General features: G+C 72.1%; 13 protein-coding genes. 5 read left to right on the top strand and 8 right to left on the bottom strand.

Annotated features, from left to right (window positions below; genetic code table 11):
* Positions 1-3 precede the first annotated feature (3 nt).
* Together prfA and rpmE are read right to left on the bottom strand one after the other, a co-directional pair.
* Entirely contained in the window at positions 4-1,131 is a 1,128-nt protein-coding gene (gene prfA / locus IEY55_RS01330; protein ID WP_189052967.1) for a peptide chain release factor 1, read from the bottom strand.
* A gap of 101 nt (positions 1,132-1,232) precedes the next feature.
* Positions 1,233-1,448, bottom strand: coding sequence for a 50S ribosomal protein L31 (rpmE, locus tag IEY55_RS01325; RefSeq protein ID WP_189052965.1), 216 nt, complete (start codon positions 1,446-1,448; stop codon positions 1,233-1,235).
* 162 nt (positions 1,449-1,610) lie between these two features.
* Here rpmE and IEY55_RS01320 point away from each other — a divergent pair, with 162 nt between their 5' ends.
* Both IEY55_RS01320 and IEY55_RS01315 read left to right on the top strand, forming a co-directional pair.
* On the top strand, positions 1,611-2,192 hold the full coding sequence (locus IEY55_RS01320) for a hypothetical protein (RefSeq protein WP_189052963.1): 582 nt from the start codon (positions 1,611-1,613) through the stop codon (positions 2,190-2,192).
* Between the two features lie 122 nt (positions 2,193-2,314).
* Positions 2,315-2,716 carry a hypothetical protein gene (locus IEY55_RS01315; RefSeq protein WP_189052961.1) on the top strand — a complete coding sequence of 134 codons (402 nt, stop codon included), beginning with the start codon at positions 2,315-2,317 and terminating at the stop codon, positions 2,714-2,716.
* 785 nt (positions 2,717-3,501) lie between these two features.
* Here IEY55_RS01315 and rho read toward each other — a convergent pair.
* The 6 genes from rho to argS form a co-directional block, all read right to left on the bottom strand.
* Complete coding sequence (rho, locus tag IEY55_RS01310) at positions 3,502-5,361, bottom strand: transcription termination factor Rho (RefSeq protein ID WP_189052959.1); 1,860 nt, start codon at positions 5,359-5,361, stop codon at positions 3,502-3,504.
* A gap of 605 nt (positions 5,362-5,966) precedes the next feature.
* Positions 5,967-6,902 carry a homoserine kinase gene (thrB, locus tag IEY55_RS01305; protein WP_229685841.1) on the bottom strand — a complete coding sequence of 312 codons (936 nt, stop codon included), beginning with the start codon at positions 6,900-6,902 and terminating at the stop codon, positions 5,967-5,969.
* Positions 6,899-7,978, bottom strand: coding sequence for a threonine synthase (thrC, locus tag IEY55_RS01300; RefSeq protein WP_189052955.1), 1,080 nt, complete (start codon positions 7,976-7,978; stop codon positions 6,899-6,901). Before thrC ends, thrB begins: the two co-directional genes overlap by 4 nt.
* Positions 7,975-9,288, bottom strand: a complete 1,314-nt coding sequence (locus IEY55_RS01295) for a homoserine dehydrogenase (RefSeq protein ID WP_373289943.1) — start codon at positions 9,286-9,288, stop codon at positions 7,975-7,977. The genes thrC and IEY55_RS01295 overlap by 4 nt, the downstream gene beginning before the upstream one ends.
* The gene (gene lysA, locus IEY55_RS01290; RefSeq protein WP_189052953.1) at positions 9,285-10,712 is read right to left on the bottom strand and encodes a diaminopimelate decarboxylase; all 1,428 of its coding nucleotides are present in this window, start codon (positions 10,710-10,712) and stop codon (positions 9,285-9,287) included. Before lysA ends, IEY55_RS01295 begins: the two co-directional genes overlap by 4 nt.
* 35 nt (positions 10,713-10,747) lie before the next feature.
* Positions 10,748-12,412, bottom strand: a complete 1,665-nt coding sequence (argS, locus tag IEY55_RS01285) for an arginine--tRNA ligase (protein WP_189052951.1) — start codon at positions 12,410-12,412, stop codon at positions 10,748-10,750.
* Positions 12,413-12,618: 206 nt separating this feature from the next.
* Here argS and IEY55_RS01280 point away from each other — a divergent pair, with 206 nt between their 5' ends.
* The 3 genes from IEY55_RS01280 to IEY55_RS01270 all read left to right on the top strand — a co-directional run bounded on the left by IEY55_RS01280 (position 12,619) and on the right by IEY55_RS01270 (position 16,435).
* Positions 12,619-13,419: a thioredoxin-like domain-containing protein gene (locus IEY55_RS01280; RefSeq protein WP_189052949.1), complete on the top strand. Its 801-nt coding sequence runs from the start codon at positions 12,619-12,621 to the stop codon at positions 13,417-13,419.
* Positions 13,416-14,132, top strand: coding sequence for a DUF305 domain-containing protein (locus tag IEY55_RS01275; RefSeq protein ID WP_189052947.1), 717 nt, complete (start codon positions 13,416-13,418; stop codon positions 14,130-14,132). The genes IEY55_RS01280 and IEY55_RS01275 overlap by 4 nt, the downstream gene beginning before the upstream one ends.
* Before the next feature lie 308 nt (positions 14,133-14,440).
* On the top strand, positions 14,441-16,435 hold the full coding sequence (locus tag IEY55_RS01270) for an acyl-CoA dehydrogenase family protein (RefSeq protein ID WP_189052945.1): 1,995 nt from the start codon (positions 14,441-14,443) through the stop codon (positions 16,433-16,435).
* The last annotated feature ends 330 nt before the right edge of the window (positions 16,436-16,765 follow it).

Genomic DNA, 16,765 nt, shown 5'->3' with positions numbered 1-16,765 from the left:
AAGTTAGGCGTTCACCCGGCCCGCGGCGGCGAGCCGCTCCGTACGGTCGGCCGTGGCAAGGGCGTCCAACACTCCATCGAGGTCACCGTCGAGCACCTGGTCGAGGTTGTACGCCTTGTAGTTGACCCGGTGGTCGGAGATCCGGTTCTCCGGGAAGTTGTAGGTGCGCACGCGCTCGGAGCGGTCCACGGTGCGCACCTGGCTGCGGCGGGCGTCCGCGGCCTGCCGCTCGGCCTCCTCCTCGGCCATGGCCAGCAGCCGGGCCCGCAGCACCTCCATGGCGCGCGCCTTGTTCTGCAGCTGGCTGCGCTCGTTCTGGCAGCTGACGACGACTCCGGTGGGCAGGTGGGTGATGCGCACCGCGGAGTCGGTGGTGTTCACGCTCTGTCCGCCGTGGCCGGAGGAGCGGAACACGTCGATCCGCAGGTCCCTGTCGTCGATCTCGACCTCGACGTCGTCGGGCTCGGGGTAGACCAGCACGCCCGCGGCCGAGGTGTGGATGCGGCCCTGCGACTCGGTGACCGGCACCCGCTGCACGCGGTGCACGCCGCCCTCGAACTTCAGCCGGGCCCACACACCCTGGTCGGGCGGGACGTCGGCGCGGCCCTTGACGGCCACCGTGACGTCCTTGTAGCCGCCCAGCTCGGACTCCACCGAGCCGAGCACCTCGACCTTCCAGCCGCGCCGCTCGGCGTAGCGGGTGTACATGCGCAGCAGGTCCCCGGCGAACAGGGCGGACTCCTCGCCGCCCTCACCGGACTTGATCTCCATGATGACGTCGGAGCCGTCGTGCGGGTCCCGCGGCAGCAGCAGCTCGGTGAGCCGGGTCTGCAGCGCGGGCACGGCCGCGGCCAGCTGCTCGGCCTCGGCGGCGAACGCCGGGTCCTCGGCGGCCAGCTCGCGGGCGGCGGCCAGGTCGGCCCGGGCCTGCTCCAGCTCGCGGGCGGTGCGGACGAGGGGGGTCAGCTCGGCGTATCGGCGGCCCAGCTTGCGGGTACGGCCCGCCTCGGCGTGCACCGCCGGATCGGCCAGCTGCCGCTCCAGCTCCGCGTACTCCTCGAACAGCCGGGCGATCGTTGCGGTATCGGCCGACCTGGCCGCCGCATGCGCGGCCGCCGCCTTACTCGACATGTCGCGCGCACCTCCCTTCGACGACGAGACGGGGCAAGGTGTGGCCCCGGACACGACGACGGCGCCCGCCCGGGAAGCCCGGGCGGGCGCCGTTGCCGAAGCTACTTCTTGTTCCGCTTGCCGTAGCGGGCCTCGAAGCGGGCCACCCGGCCGCCGGTGTCGAGGATCTTCTGCTTGCCCGTGTAGAACGGGTGGCAGTTGGAGCAGACCTCGACGTGGATCTGGCCGGTCCTCTTCGTGCTGCGGGTGGTGAAGGTGTTGCCGCAGCCGCAGGTCACCTGGGTGACCACGTACTCGGGGTGGATACCGCTCTTCACGTGTCTCGTCCCTATCTCGTTCGGTGGCCGCCGGGTCCCCCGGGCCGTTCGCGGCGGGGGTGAACCGGTGCCGGACTCGACTGTCCAGTCTGCCAGACGGGCTGACCTCGGCTGAAACGCACCTGGGTGGTCCGCTGTTCCCCCGGATCTAGCCTGTTGATCATGACTGCGACCGACCCCTCGGCCTGGGGCTCGCCCGGTGCTCTACCACCGGGTGACGACGCTCACCACAGCCCGCCACCTCGCGGGTCGGACCGCTCGGGCTCGGGCCTACTCGACGTCCTGTTCCCGACCGATGATGCTCATCCGCCCCTCGTGTCGGGACGCCTCGGCACCGCCGGCACCCAGATCCCGCCCCTGCCGTGGGCGCTGCTCGTGCTGTTGGCCATGGACCTGCCGCTGTTCCTGCACGTGAGCTGCACGGAGCTGCTCGGCTGGGCCCCGGCGGAGCTGGGGACCATCGTGTTCAGCGGCGGCTGCGGGACCCTCCTCCTGCTGCGGGCACCCGCGCTGGGCCGACCGCGGTACCGGCTACTGGTCCGGTGGGGTGTCCCGGTGGTCCTGCTGGCCGTGGGCATGGCGCTGCCAGTGGCGTGGCCGGTTCCGGTGGCCGGCGTCCCGGCCATGCTGGTGTCGGGCCTGCTCGCGGCGGTGCTCCCGGGGACGGTGCTGATGTTGCGACGCCGGTCGCCGTGGCGGCCGGTCCGGTCACCGAACGACCAGCGCGTTGGGCCGAACGGTTGACTCGAACCACTACTCGACGGTCACCGACCGTTCGGCGCGCGTGATCGTCCGTTCGGCGCCCAAGCGTCACCGGTCACCGTTCTTCGGTTGGCGGACCAGCGGGAACGCTCCATGCTGGCCCCGTGCTCTGCGCGACCGGTCGGCAACTGCGGGTGTCAACCTGGCTGTTGCTGCCCCTGCTCTTCGTGGCGGCCGCCCTCGGGGTCGCCGCGGTCCCCTTCATGGCCCTGGGGTGGCAGGTCGAGGTGTACGGCGCGTTGTTCGGCGCCGGAGTCGCGGTGGGGCTGGCCAACTCCGACGAGGTGGAGTGGCGGGCGGACTGGCAGCGTCACGGGCTGCGGTGGCCGTACCTGGCCGGGCTCGGGCTGCTGGGGATCGCCGTGGACGGCATGACCCTGCCGGCCCCGGTGGTGGCCGGGCTGGGTGCGCCCGCCGCGGTCGCGCTGATGCGGATGCTGCGTCGCACCCAGCGCCAGTCGTGCCTGCGCCCCCGCCCCTCGTCCACCCCCGTCTACCGCCTCTGAGCGAGTGGGAAGTCCCCGGAGGCGCGGGGTCGGTCCCGCCCGAGAGGCTGCGGCCCCGCCGCGGTGACCTGCGATCCAGGAGGCCACGACACCCGGACGGCCGCGTCACGGCTCATGTCCGCTACGTCTTCTCGGGCTGATCGACAGCTCTGACCGAGGACTCCGGTCCGTGCTCCGTCCTCCGGTCGATCTGCTCGCCGAAGTCCCCGCCCAGCGTCTTTGCGGCGCCTCGCGAGCCGGGTAGCGCCCCTCTCCGTCCCACCAGGGACATTCCGTCCCGCCAGGGACATAACGAGACACCGCGGCGCCAGCGAGCCGGCAACCCCGGGCTGGGATGTGCCAGGCTCCTCGCCACGGTACCGCTTTCCCTTGCCACTACCGGCAACCAGCACCGCTGAACCCGGCCGCTGCGACGCAGCGTGGACCGTCTTGCCCGACTCTCCCACCTCGGCTCGGAAAGCCCCGAATGCCGAACGCCGGGGGACCCAACACCCCGCCTGCCAACACCACTCGGCGACCGCGATCAACCCGCGAATCATCACTGACGCAAGAAAAAGCCCAACGGGAGCGTAGAACGTGCTCCCGCCGCACCAACCTCTCCCGAATACCGGGCCGGAACTCCGGCTTGAGCCGTGGCGGAACGTCAAGCCGCTGTCTTCTCGGTGGGAGGGACGTTGAACAGGTGTCCCACGGATCGTCCACCGCCGAAGCGGTTTCCAGCGCGCAAAAGCCGGACGGGGTGGCTCCCGTGTGGGAACCACCCCGCCCGTACCGCGACGCAGTCGTCACTCGTTGTCCGCGCCCGGCGTGGTCTTGGCCACCTGCATGAGGAACTCGATGTTGGTGCGCGTCTTGCGCAACCGGTCGAGCAGCAGGTCGATGGCCTGCTGGCTGTCCAGGGCCTGCAGCACCCGACGCAGCTTGTGGGTGACGGCCAGCTCGTCCGGCGAGAGCAGCAGCTCCTCCTTCCGGGTGCTGGACGGGTTGACGTCCACCGCCGGGAAGACCCGCCGGTCGGCGATCTTGCGGTCCAGCTTGAGCTCGGCGTTGCCGGTGCCCTTGAACTCCTCGAAGATCACGGTATCCATGGTCGACCCGGTCTCCACCAACGCGGTGGCGAAGATGGTCAGCGAGCCGCCGTTCTCGATGTTGCGGGCCGCGCCCAGGAACCGCTTCGGCGGGTACAGGGCGGTGGAGTCCACACCACCGGACAGGATGCGACCGGACGCCGGTGCCGCCAGGTTGTAGGCCCGGCCCAGCCGGGTGATCGAGTCGAGCAGCACGACCACGTCATGGCCCATCTCGACCAGTCGTTTGGCACGCTCGATGGACAGCTCGGCGACCGTGGTGTGATCCGACGGCGGCCGGTCGAAGGTCGAGGCGATGACCTCGCCCTTCACCGAGCGCTGCATGTCGGTGACCTCCTCGGGCCGCTCGTCCACCAGGACGACCATCAGCCAGCACTCGGGGTTGTTCTTGGTGACCGCGTTGGCGATCGACTGCAGCACCGAGGTCTTACCGGCCTTCGGCGGGGAGACGATCAACGCACGCTGCCCCTTACCGATCGGCATGACCAGGTCGATCACCCGTGTGGTGAGCAGGTGCGGCTCGGTCTCCAGGCGCAGCCGCTCGTTCGGGTAGAGCGGGGTCAGCTTGTGGAACTCCGCGCGGCCGCGCGCCTGCTCCGGGTCGAGCCCGTTGATGGAGTCGACACGGACCAGCGGGTTGAACTTCTGCCGCTGCTGCTCGCCCTCGCGCGGCTGCCGCACGACGCCGGTGATCGCGTCACCGCGCCGCAGCCCATACTTGCGGACCAGCGACAGCGACACGTAGACGTCGTTCGGCCCGGCCAGGTAGCCCGAGGTGCGGACGAACGCGTAGTTCTCCAGCACGTCCAGCACGCCGGCCACCGGCAGCAGCACGTCGTCCTCGCGGATCTCCGGCTCGCCGCCGCCCTCACCGCGGCCACGGTTGCGGCGCCGGTCGCGGAAGCGGCGCCCGCGACGGCGGCCGCCCCCCTCGTCCTCGTCCTCGTCACGGCGGGCCTGCTGGCCCTGCTCGCCCCTGCCGCCGCGCTCGCCACGGTCCCCGCGCTGCTGCTCCCGGCGGTCCGGGCGCTGCTCCGCGCCCTCCCGCTCGGTGCGCTCGGCGACGCGGTCCGCGGGCTTGTCCGCGGCGGCCCGGTCACCGCCCTGCTCGGCCGGCTGCTCCGCGCCCTCGGCGGCGGGGCTCCCGGCGGGCCGGCTGGCCGCGCGGCGGCGACGGCCACGACGCGCGGGCTCCTCCGCGCCGGCGGCCGACTCGGCCTGCTCGGCGCCGGTGGCGGCACCGGCCGGCTCGCCCGTGGGCTGCCCGGCCTCCTCGGTGCCGGTCAGCGGCAGCTGCGCGGCCTCGGACTCCGACCGCCGGCCGCGGCCCGGCGACCCGCCGCCCTGCCGCTCCTTGATGGCAGCGATGAGGTCGCCCTTGCGCATGCCGGTGGTGTTGGGGATGCCCAACTCCTTGGCCAGCGCGCGCAGTTCGGCGAGCACCATGCCGGACAGGCCACGGCGACGCGACGCGGTGCCGTTCTTCGACGGGCCCGACGAGCCCTCCTGATGGGTGGCGCTCGGCGCCTCGCTGCTCAACAGATTGGTGTCGCTCACGAATGTCCTTCCTGACCGGTCCGCGCCTCCTACGCGGGACCAGCGGACCTGTCGCCCGACGGAACGCGGGCGACACATCGTCCGGTGGAGGCGGACCTCGACGTAGCACGGGTTGCACTGACGACGGGGACCGCCGGCACGGGACTTGCACATCGGCCACCACGGCGGTTCGGGTATCCGCTGACAACCCCAGCGCCCGCTCGGCGTGGGATCGACTCGCAACAGGGGATGCGACCCGGGAACGATTGCCCGGAGACGGCACCGGCGCCCGTGCGCGCGGTGACTGATCGCCCCCGAGGGTAGACGTCCGCTCCCGGCGGTGCAACAACCCCCCACCCAACTCGCCGAACCGAACCATTCCCGCTCGCACCGGCGCGAGCGGGCTGGTCGGACCGGTGCACGCCCGTTCGGGGTGCCCGTGAGGCCCCCGCTGGACAACCCGCCCACCACTGTCCCGCCGCCGGCCCAGCGGCCGCGGCGCCGCTGTGTCGGATTACTCGCTCGCTTCGCCCGTCACCGCACTGTGTTGAATTGCGCGCCTCCGGGCTTCGCTGCGCGCCTTACCGGCGCGCCGCGATGCTCGCTCCGCCCGTCACCGAGCGGTGTCAGGCCAGCCGCTGGACCCGCACCCCGGTCCGGTCGACCGGAAGCGTGACCACCGCGAAGCCCGCGGTGTCGACATCACCCGGCAGGACCCCACCGAGCGGAAACGCGAGCACGGTCGGCCCGGCGCCGGAGATGGCGGCCGGAACCCCGTACGCGCGCAGCTCGCGGACCAGCCGCATGCTCTCCGGCCACGCCGGCTCCCGGTAGTCCTGGTGCAGGCGATCCTCGGTGGCCGCCAGCAGCCGGTCGGGATCCGTCGTCAGGGCGTATACGGCCAGCGCGGCCCGGCTCGCGGCGAACGCGGCGTCGGCGTGCGGCACGTGGTCCGGAAGCAGGCCGCGCGTCGTCGACGTGGCCGACTCCACCTCCGGAACCAGCGCCACCGGCGCGAGGTCGGGATACGGTTCCAGCCGTACCGCCGAATACCGCGGCGTGGCGTCGAGAGGTTCCTCACCGACCTCCGACCACGCCACCACCAGCCCGCCGTACAGGCTGGCGGCCGCGTTGTCCGCGTGCCCCTCGAGGCTGGCCGCCACCTGCAGTGCGCGGGGATCGCCCAGGTCGGGCTCCCGACCCTCGGTAGCAGCGTGCAGCGTGTAGGCGGCCGCCACTCCGGCGACCGCGGCCGCGGCCGACGAGCCGAGCCCCCGCGAGTGCGGGATCGCGTTGTGACACCGCAGGCGCAGGCCGGCCGGGCTGGTCCCGAGCGTCTCCCAGGCCGCGCACAGGGCGCGCACCACGAGGTGACGCTCATCGGTGGGCACCTGCCCGGCTCCCTGGCCGGTCACCTCAATGACCAGGCCCGAGCGGGTTGCCTCGACCTCGACAACGTCGTGCAGCCCCAGCGCCATTCCCAAGGTGTCGAATCCGGAGCCCAGGTTGGCGGTGGAGGCGGGCACGGTCACCCGAACGGCGTAGCCTACGGCGCCGGTCACGCCAGCTCCAGGGCGGTGGCGACCGCCGTCGGGTCCACCGGCAGCGGCTCCACCTCGGGCATGCCCAGCAGGGCGGTGTCCGGGTCCTTCAGCCCGTGCCCGGTGACCGTGCACACCACCAGCGAGCCGGCCGGCAGCCGGCCGTCGGCCGCGGTGACGAGCAGGCCGGCGACGCTGGCCGCCGAGGCCGGCTCGACGAACACGCCCTCCCGGCCGGCGAGCAGCCGGTAGGCGGCCAGGATCTGCTCGTCGGTGACGGCGTCGAACAGGCCGCCGGACTCGTCGCGCGCGGCCACGGCGCCCCCCCAGGAGGCGGGGCTGCCGATCCGGATCGCGGTGGCGATGGTCTCCGGCTCGGCCACCGGCCGGCCGTGCACCAGCGGGGCGGCACCGGCGGCCTGGAAGCCGACCATGCGCGGGGTGGCGGGCACCACACCGTCGGCGGCGTACTCCCGGTAGCCCCGCCAGTAGGCGGTGATGTTGCCGGCGTTGCCCACGGGCAGGCAGTGCACGTCCGGGGCGCGGCCGAGCGCGTCGCAGACCTCGAACGCCGCGGTCTTCTGGCCCTCCAGCCGGGCCGGGTTGACCGAGTTGACCAGGGTCACCGGGTGCTCGGCAGCGGTCTTGCGGGCCAGCTCCAGGCAGTCGTCGAAGTTGCCGTCGACCTGCAGGATGCGGGCGCCGTGCGCGACGGCCTGGGCAAGCTTGCCCAGCGCGATCTTGCCGCGCGGCACCAGAACCGCCGAGGTCAGCCCGCCGCGGGCGGCGTAGGCGGCGGCCGAGGCGGAGGTGTTGCCGGTGGAGGCGCAGATGACCGCCTTGCTGCCGGTGGCGAGGGCGGCGCTGATGGCCGCGGTCATGCCGCGGTCCTTGAACGAGCCGGTGGGGTTGGCGCCCTCCACCTTGAGCAGGACCTGGCAGCCGGTCAGCTCGGAAAGGTGCTGGGCGGGCACGAGTGGGGTGTCGCCCTCGTGGAGGGTGACCACGCGCGCGTCGGCGGGCAGCGCGATCCGGTCCCGGTATGCCTCGACGACGCCGGGCCAGCTGGCACGCGTCGGGGTGGGCGCCGAGGTCATAGTTCCTCTCCTTCGACACGCATCACGCTGACCACCTCGCGCACCACGGGCAGTCCGGCGATCTTGTCCACGGTGGAGCGCAGCGCGGCATCGGGTGCGGAATGCGTGACGACGACCAGGCTGGCGTCCGCGCCGCGGCCCTCCTGCCGCACCACGGCGATGCTCACGTCGTGCTCCGCGAACACCGCCGCGACCTGCGAGAGCACGCCGGAGCGGTCGGCGACGTCCAGGCTGATGTGGTAGCGGGTCGGGGTGCGGCCCATGGGGCGGACCGGCAGGTCGGCGTAGGCGGACTCGCGCGGCCCGCGGCCGCCCATCACCCGGTTGCGGGCGACCGCGACCAGGTCGCCGAGCACCGCGCTCGCCGTGGGTGCCCCGCCCGCACCCTGGCCGTAGAACATGAGCTGGCCGGCCGCGTCGGCCTCCACGAACACCGCGTTGAACGCGCCGTTGACGCCGGCCAGCGGGTGGCTGCGCGGGATCATCGCCGGATGCACCCGCACCGAGACGGCCTCGCCCTCGTCGTCGGCCTCGCGCTCGCAGATGGCGAGCAGCTTGACGGTGCGGCCCAGCTCGCGGGCGGCGGCGACGTCGGCGGCGCTGACCGCGGCAATGCCCTCCCGGTACACGTCCGCCGCGGTGACCCGGGTGTGGAAGGCGAGCGAGGCCAGGATCGCGGCCTTGGCCGCGGCGTCGAACCCGTCGACGTCGGCGGTGGGGTCGGCCTCGGCGTAGCCGAGCTGGGTGGCCTCCTCCAGCGTCTCGGCGTAACTGGCGCCGGTGCCGTCCATGGCGGAGAGGATGAAGTTGGTGGTGCCGTTGACGATTCCCATGACGCGGGTGATCCGGTCCCCGGCCAGGGACTCGCGCAGCGGGCGCAGCAGCGGGATCGCGCCGGCGACGGCGGCCTCGAAGTACAGGTCGGCCCCGGCGGCGTCGGCGGCCTCGAACAGCTCGGCGCCGTGCTCGGCGAGCAGCGCCTTGTTCGCGGTGACCACCGACCGGCCGGCGCGCAACGCGTCGAGCAGCAGGGTGCGGGCGGGCTCGATTCCGCCGATGACCTCCACGACGACGTCGACGTCGGAGGCGATCAGGCCGGCGGCGTCCGTGGTCAGCAGCTCCGCCGGGACGTCGTGGTGCTTGTGCGGGCGGCGCACGGCGACGCCGGCCAGCTCCACCGGGGCACCGACCCGGGCGGCCAGGTCGTCGGCCTGCTCGTGCAGCAGGCGCACCACCTCGGTGCCCACCGTGCCGCACCCGAGCAACGCCACCCGCACCGGTTTCGCCTCCGGCCTCAGCTGAACTGTCACGGCACCTCCAGGCGCAGCAGGTCCTCGACGGTCTCCCGCCGCAGCAGCAGGCGGGGCTTGCCGTCGCTGACGGCCACCACCGCCGGGCGCGGCAGCAGGTTGTACCGGCTGGACATCGAGTAGCAGTAGGCGCCGGTGGCGGCCACGGCCACCAGGTCCCCCGGTGCCACGTCGGCCGGCAGCCAGCAGTCCCGGACGACCACGTCACCGGACTCGCAGTGCTTGCCCACCACGCGGCTGAGCGCGGCACCAGTGTCGTCCCCGGCCGCCCGCGACACCAGACGGCAGTCGTAGACGGCGTCGTAGAGGGCGGTGCGGATGTTGTCGCTCATGCCCCCGTCGACCGAGACGTAACGGCGGCGGGCGCCGCCCCCGAGGACGACGTCCTTGACGGTGCCGACCTCGTAGAGGGTGATGGTGCCGGGGCCGGCGATGGCGCGCCCGGGCTCGACCGCGACCCGCGGCACCGGCAGGTCGGCGGCCGCGCACTCGCGCCGCACGATGGCCCGCAACTGCTCGGCCAGGGCCGCGGAGGGTGGCGGGTCGTCCTGGGCCGTGTAGGCAATGCCCAGTCCCCCACCGAGGTCCACTGTGGACAACTGCGCGACCGTGTCCGGGCCGTGCTCGTCGCGGATGGCGGCGAGCAGCCCCACCACCCGGTGCGCGGCGACCTCGAACCCGTCGGCGTCGAAGATCTGCGATCCGATGTGGCTGTGCAGGCCGATCAGGCGGAGCCCGGGTGAGCGGAGCACGCGGCGCACGGCCTCGGCGGCGTCGCCGCCGGCGAGCGAGAAACCGAACTTCTGGTCCTCGTGGGCGGTCGCGATGAACTCGTGGGTGTGTGCCTCGACGCCGACCGTGACCCGCACCAGCACCGGCTGCACCACGTCGCGGTCCCGCGCGATCTGGTCGAGCCGGGCGATCTCCAGGAAGGAATCGAGTACCACCACGCCCACACCGGACTCCACGGCGGTGGTGAGCTCGTCGAGCGACTTGTTGTTACCGTGCAGGGCGATCCGCTCGGCCGGGAAGCCGGCGTGCAGCGCGAGCGCCAGCTCCCCACCGCTGGCCACGTCCAGCGAAAGCCCTTCCTCCGCAACCCAACGCGCGACCGTGGCCGACAGGAACGCCTTCGACGCGTAGTGCACCAGCGCCGGATCACCGAACGCCTCGGCATGCTCGCGGCACCGGGCCCGGAAGTCCGCCTCGTCCAACACGAACAGCGGCGTTCCGTACTCCTCGACGAGATCGCGGACGTCGATGTCAGCGATGCGCAGCACGCCATCGGGATCCCGCTCGGCGCTGCGCGGCCAGACCCGGGGATGCAGCTCGTTTAGCTCGTCCGAAGTGGACGGAGGCGGCCCCGCCGTGTTGGCGGGGACGAGGACGTCCGCGTGCCGTGGTCCTGCGGGGTGCGCTCGCATCGGTCAGCTCACATCCACTCGTCGGCGGGCCGGCGCTACATCCGTTCCGGTGCGGACACGCCGAGCAGGCCCAGGCCGTTGGCCAGCACCTGGCGCGCCGCGGCGCACAGCTGCAGGCGCGCCGTGGTCAGCGGTGTGGCGGGCTCGTCGCCCTGCGGCAACACCCGGCAGGAGTCGTAGAACTTGTGGTAGGCGCTGGCCAGCTCCTCCAGGTACCGGGCGATGCGGTGCGGCTCGCGCAGCTCGGCGGAGCCGGCCACCACGCGCGGGAACTCGCCGAGCGTCCGGATCAGGTCGCCCTCCCGATCGTGGGTGAGCAGGCCGAAGTCGACGTTCTCCGGCGCGACCTCGGTCGGAATGCCGAGATCGGTGGCGTGGCGCAGCAACGAGGACAACCGGGCGTGCGCGTACTGCACGTAGAAGACGGGGTTGTCGTTGGTGCGCCTGGTCCACACGTCGAGGTCGATGTCGAGCGCGGAGTCGACCGAGGACCGGATCAGCGCGTACCGCGCCGCGTCCACGCCGATCGCGTCGACCAGGTCCTCCATGGTGACCACCGTTCCGGCGCGCTTGCTCATCCGGACCGGCTTGCCGTCCTTGAGCAGGTTGACCATCTGCCCGATGAGCACCTCGACGACGTTCGGGTCGTCGTCGAACGCCGCGGCGACGGCCTTGAGCCGGGCGATGTAGCCGTGGTGGTCGGCGCCGAGCATGTAGATGCAGAGGTCGAACCCGCGCTCGCGCTTGTTCCGCAGGTAGGCGATGTCCCCGGCGATGTAGGCCGGCGAACCGTCGCTCTTGATGACGACACGGTCCTTGTCGTCGCCGAACTCGGTCGAGCGCAGCCACCACGCGCCGTCGGCGAGATAGAGGTGGTTGTGCTTCTTCAGCTCCTCGACCGCCTGCTCCACCGCACCGGACTTGTGCAGCGAGTCCTCGTGGAAGTAGATGTCGAAGTCGGTGCCGAACTCGTGCAGGCTCCGCTTGATCTGGGCGAACATCAGCCCGACGCCGACCTGGCGGAAAGTCTCGTCCCGCTGTTCGGCCGGCAGGTCCAGCGCGTTGGGCTCGCGCCGCAGGACCTCGGCGGCGATGTCGGCGATGTAGGCGCCGCCGTAGCCGTCCTCCGGGATCGGTTCGCCCTTGGCGGCGGCGACCAGCGAGCGCACGAACCGGTCGATCTGCGCGCCGGCGTCGTTGAAGTAGTACTCCCGGGTCACCTCGGCGCCCTCGGCGGTGAGCACCCGGCCCAGGGCGTCGCCGACCGCGGCCCACCTGGTGCCGCCGAGGTGGATGGGGCCGGTGGGGTTGGCGGAGACGAACTCCAGGTTGACCTTGAGCCCGGCGTAGCGGTCGCCGCGGCCGTAGTCGGCGCCCCTGACGAGGATGTCGCGCACCACCTGGCCCTGGGCGTCGGCGGCCAGCCGCAGGTTGAGGAAGCCGGGCCCGGCCACCTCGGCGGAGGCGATGCCCTCGCGGCTGGACAGCGCCTCGGCCAGCCAGCCGGCCAGCTCCCTGGGGTTGACCCCGAGCTTCTTGGCGCTCTGCAGGGCGAGGTTGGTGGCGTAGTCGCCGTGCTCGGGGTGCCGGGGTCGCTCCACCGTCACCGTCGCCGGCAGCGCGGCGGTGTCCAGCCCTCGCGCGACGAGGACGTCGACGGCGGTGGAACGAACCAGGTCAGCGAGCGCGGCAGGAGTCACCCGAAGCAGTCTAGGCGGACGTTCCCGCTGCTCCCGAACCGGTTCGGTGCTCTTCCCGGCCCCTGGGACACCGTGTGCGCGAGGTCACTGCGGGCGACCGGAGAGATCGACTCGCGACTCGATCGTTGAAGCGTTGACGGGATAGGTCGCCTGCCTACACTTGCCAGGGCACAGTGGCGGCGGGTGGAAACGAGGGCCAGCAGACCATGCCCAGCAGCAAGAAGAACAAGAGCAGTAGAGCCCTGCGTGAAGCGCGGTCGGCGATGACGTCGCGGAGATCGAAGCCGTGGGGCACGGTGGCCGCGGTGGTGGCCGTCCTGGTCTTCGCGGCCGGAATCTTCGGTTACGTCTACAACCAGCACTCGGAGAACCAGGCCCGCGAGGCCAGGCTGGCGCAGTGGACGCCCTCGTCGGAGAACAAGGATCCCTCGACACAGATCCCGGGCGTCGTCGTCCAGGAATACAAGGAAGGCCAGCACGTCTCGCCCGCGCAACGGGTCGCCTACGACAAGAACCCGCCGTTCGGTGGCCCGCACGACGGCTTCTGGGCCGCCTGCAACGGCGTGGTCTACGACAACCCGGTCCGCACGGAGAACCTCGTCCACTCCCTGGAGCACGGCGCGGTCTGGATCGCCTACGACCCCGAGAAGGTTCGGGGCGCCGCGCTCGACACGCTGCGCAGGAAGGCCGAGGGCCAGCCGTTCATGGTCATGTCCCCGTACCCGGGGCTGGGCCAGCCGATCTCGCTGCAGTCCTGGGGCCACCAGCTGAAGCTGGAGAGCGCCGATGACGAACGGATCGACCAGTTCGTGCGCTCGTTGCGCCGGAACCAGTACACCTATCCGGAGACCGGCGCCACCTGCAACGCGCTCGGCCCGGGCCAGTTCGACCCCGACAACCCGCCGCCGTTCGACCCGACCCCGCCCGGCCCGGACGCCGTGCCGATGACCGGGAGCGGGGCCGCTGGGGGCCGCGGCGGCATGGACGAGCCGGAGGGTGGTCGATGACCGCCGAGGGCGGCGAACATTGGGACACCCACGACGAGACGACGCCACAGCGTTCCGGTGGTGTCGCCCGGGTGCTGGTCGTGACGGCGGGAGTGCTGGCGGTGTTGTTGCTCGGCGCCGCCGTCGGGCTGGTGCTCGGTGCCCGGGACGACATCGAGTCGGTCAGGCCGGGCGCGGGCTCCGTCGACGTCGGGTTCTCGCAGGACATGAGCGTCCACCATTTGCAGGCCGTGCAGATGGCGGGCTGGGTGCGCGGACGGACCGAGGATCCGGCGATCCGCCAGCTCGCCTACGACATCGAGACCAGCCAGCTGGAGCAGGTCGGCCGAATGAAGGGCTGGCTCAGCCTGTGGGACCGGTCGGAGCTGCCCACCGGACCGCCGATGCGGTGGATGATCGACGACCCGGGGCACGGGCACGGCGCCGGGACTCCGAACGCGGCCGCGAGCAGGATGCCGGGCATGGCGACCCCCGAGGAGTTGGGCCGGCTCCGCTCCCTGTCCGGCAAGGAGCTGGACACCTACTTCCTGCAACTGATGTTGCGGCACCACCAGGGCGGCGTGCCGATGATGGAGTACGCGGCCGAGCTCGCCGGCCAGCCCGTGGTGCGCAACATCGCCGACCGCATGCTGCAGACGCAGTCGCAGGAGGCCGAGACGCTCAAGAAGCTGCTCGCCGAGCGCGGCGCCCAACCGCTTCCGGCACCCAACTGACCTGTCGCTCGTCCGTGGGATTGCTCGGTTCCGGGCTTCGCCGCGCGCCTCGTCGCCTCGTCGCGATGCTCGCTTCGCCCGTCACCGAGCTGGCGTGACGAATACGCTGGATCGGCGGAGACCCCACACCCCACAGGCGACAACTTCTCACGTTTCGCATGCGGGACAGCGGGGAACGCTGGGCCATGCGCGCGTCCTGACCCAGCCTCCCGCGGAGTGCCCCACTGCGTAGCGCAATCGGCGGCTCGCGGGGGTTACCGGCCAGTAGTACCGTCGAGGAATCCGTCAGCGGCAGGGAGTCGTGAACCATGACCGCAGTGGATCCAGCCCGCAAGGGACAACAGCAGCCCGACGTGCAGGTCGACGAGCGTGAGGCCCGGCGGGTGGCCGAGGCCGCGCGGGAGACCCGGTGGCGCCAGCCCAGCTTCGGCAAGGAGCTCTTCCTCGGCCGGCTTCGGCTCGACCTCATCCACCCCTACCCGCAGGGCGGGGACCCGGCCGAGCGCGAGCGCGGCGAGGAGTTCCTGGACCGGCTGCGCCGGTTCTGCGAGTCCGAGGTGGACGGCCTGCGCATCGAGCGCGAGTCGCGCATCCCGGACGAGGTCGTGCGTGGCCTCAAGGAACTCGGCACGCTGGGTATGAAGATCGACCGCGAGTACGGCGGTGTCGGCCTGTCCCAGGTGTACTACAACCGTGCCCTGATGATCGCCGGCTCGGCGCACCCCGCGCTGGGCGCGTTGCTGTCGGCCCACCAGTCGATCGGCGTTCCGCAGCCGCTGAAGCTGTTCGGTACTCCCGAGCAGAAGCAGAAGTTCCTGCCGCGGTGCGCCCAAACCGACATCAGCGCGTTCCTCCTCACCGAACCGGACGTGGGCAGCGACCCGGCCCGGCTGTCCACGACGGCCACGCCGACCGAGGACGGCACCGGCTACCTGCTGGACGGCGTGAAGCTGTGGACGACCAACGGAGTTGTCGCCGACCTGCTCGTGGTGATGGCCCGGGTGCCCAGGCCGGAGCAGGGGTCGGCCGGTTCGGACCGTCCCGGCTACCGGGGTGGCATCACCGCCTTCGTGGTGGAGGCGGACTCCTCCGGGATCACGGTGGAGAACCGCAACGCCTTCATGGGGCTGCGCGGCATCGAGAACGGCGTCACCCGCTTCCACCGGGTCTTCGTCCCCGCCGAGAACCGCGTCGGCGAGGAGGGACAGGGCCTCAAGATCGCGCTGACAACGCTGAACACCGGCCGGCTGTCGCTGCCCGCGCTGTGTTCCGGTGCCGCCAAGTGGTGCCTGAAGATCGCCCGCGAGTGGTCCGGCGTGCGTGTCCAGTGGGGACGGCCGGTCGGCGAGCACGAGGCGATCGCTGGCAAGGTCGCCTTCGTCGCGGCCACCACGTTCGCGTTGGACGCGGTACTGGAGCTGTCCAGCGAACTGGCCGACGCCGGCGGCCACGACATCCGGATCGAGGCGGCGCTGGCCAAGCTCTACGGCTCGGAGATGGCCTGGCTGGTGGCGGACGAGCTGGTGCAGATCCGCGGTGGCCGGGGCTACGAGACCGCCGAGTCGCTGGCCGCGCGGGGGGAACGCGGTGTCCCTGCCGAGCAGCTGCTGCGCGACCTGCGGATCAACCGGATCTTCGAGGGCTCCTCGGAGATCATGCGACTGCTCATCGCACGCGAGGCGGTCGACACCCACCTGTCGGTGGCCGGCGACATCATCGACCCCGAGGCGGACACCGCACGCAAGGCGAAGGCCGTGGCGCGGGCCGGCGGTTTCTACGCCCGGTGGTTGCCGACGCTGGTGCTCGGCAAGGGCCAGGTTCCAGGCGGGTTCGGCGACTTCGGGCCGTTGGCGAAGCACCTGCGTTACGTCGAGCGCGCCAGCCGGCGGCTGGCCCGGCAGACCTTCTACGCGATGTCCCGCTGGCAGGGTGGGCTGGAGCGTCGGCAGGGCTTCTTGGGGCGTGTGGTGGACATCGGCGCGGAGCTGTTCGCGATGAGCGCGAGTTGCGTGCGGGCCGAGGCCCTGCGTCAGGAGCACCGGGACGACCCCGAACGCGGGCGCTCCGCCTACGAGCTGGCCGACGCGTTCTGCCGGCAGGCACGGGTCCGGGTCGACGAGCTGTTCGAGCGGTTGTGGCGGAACACCGACACCGGCGATCGGAAGCTGGCGAGGCAGGTGTTGTCCGGCCGCTACACGTGGCTGGAGGAGGGTGTGCTGGATGCGTCGGTGCCGGGGCCGTGGATCGCCGAGCAAGAGCCCGGCCCGTCGACGAAGGCGGACGTACACCGCAAGATCGAGTGACTACGCGTGGGGAGAGCGCCTGGAGGACACGAGACCAGGGCGGCACGGTGGCCGGAAAACCACGACCGGCCACCGACTCCGGCCCGGCATGGACCTCGATGTGCTCGCCGGGAATGCGTGTGGGGAGTCGGCCGCAGTATTGACCGGCCTCCTTGTCGCCGCCCGCCTCCTCGCGGTCCGCCCCGCGCCCTCCGACGATCTCCGCACGTCAGTGAAAGATCGACTGGATCCAGACCACGCTGCGGGACGACAGGTGTGGCTGGCGCGGTGCCGTCCCGCAACTCGTCCCCATCACCGCATGGCCGGCAGCGGCAGGCCCCTTGGAGGCGT

The organism is Longimycelium tulufanense, assembly GCF_014645795.1.
Taxonomy (GTDB): Bacteria; Actinomycetota; Actinomycetes; order Mycobacteriales; family Pseudonocardiaceae; genus Longimycelium; species Longimycelium tulufanense.
The sequence above is the reverse complement of the archived record's forward strand: the minus strand, read 5'-3'. Positions and strand labels throughout refer to the sequence as shown.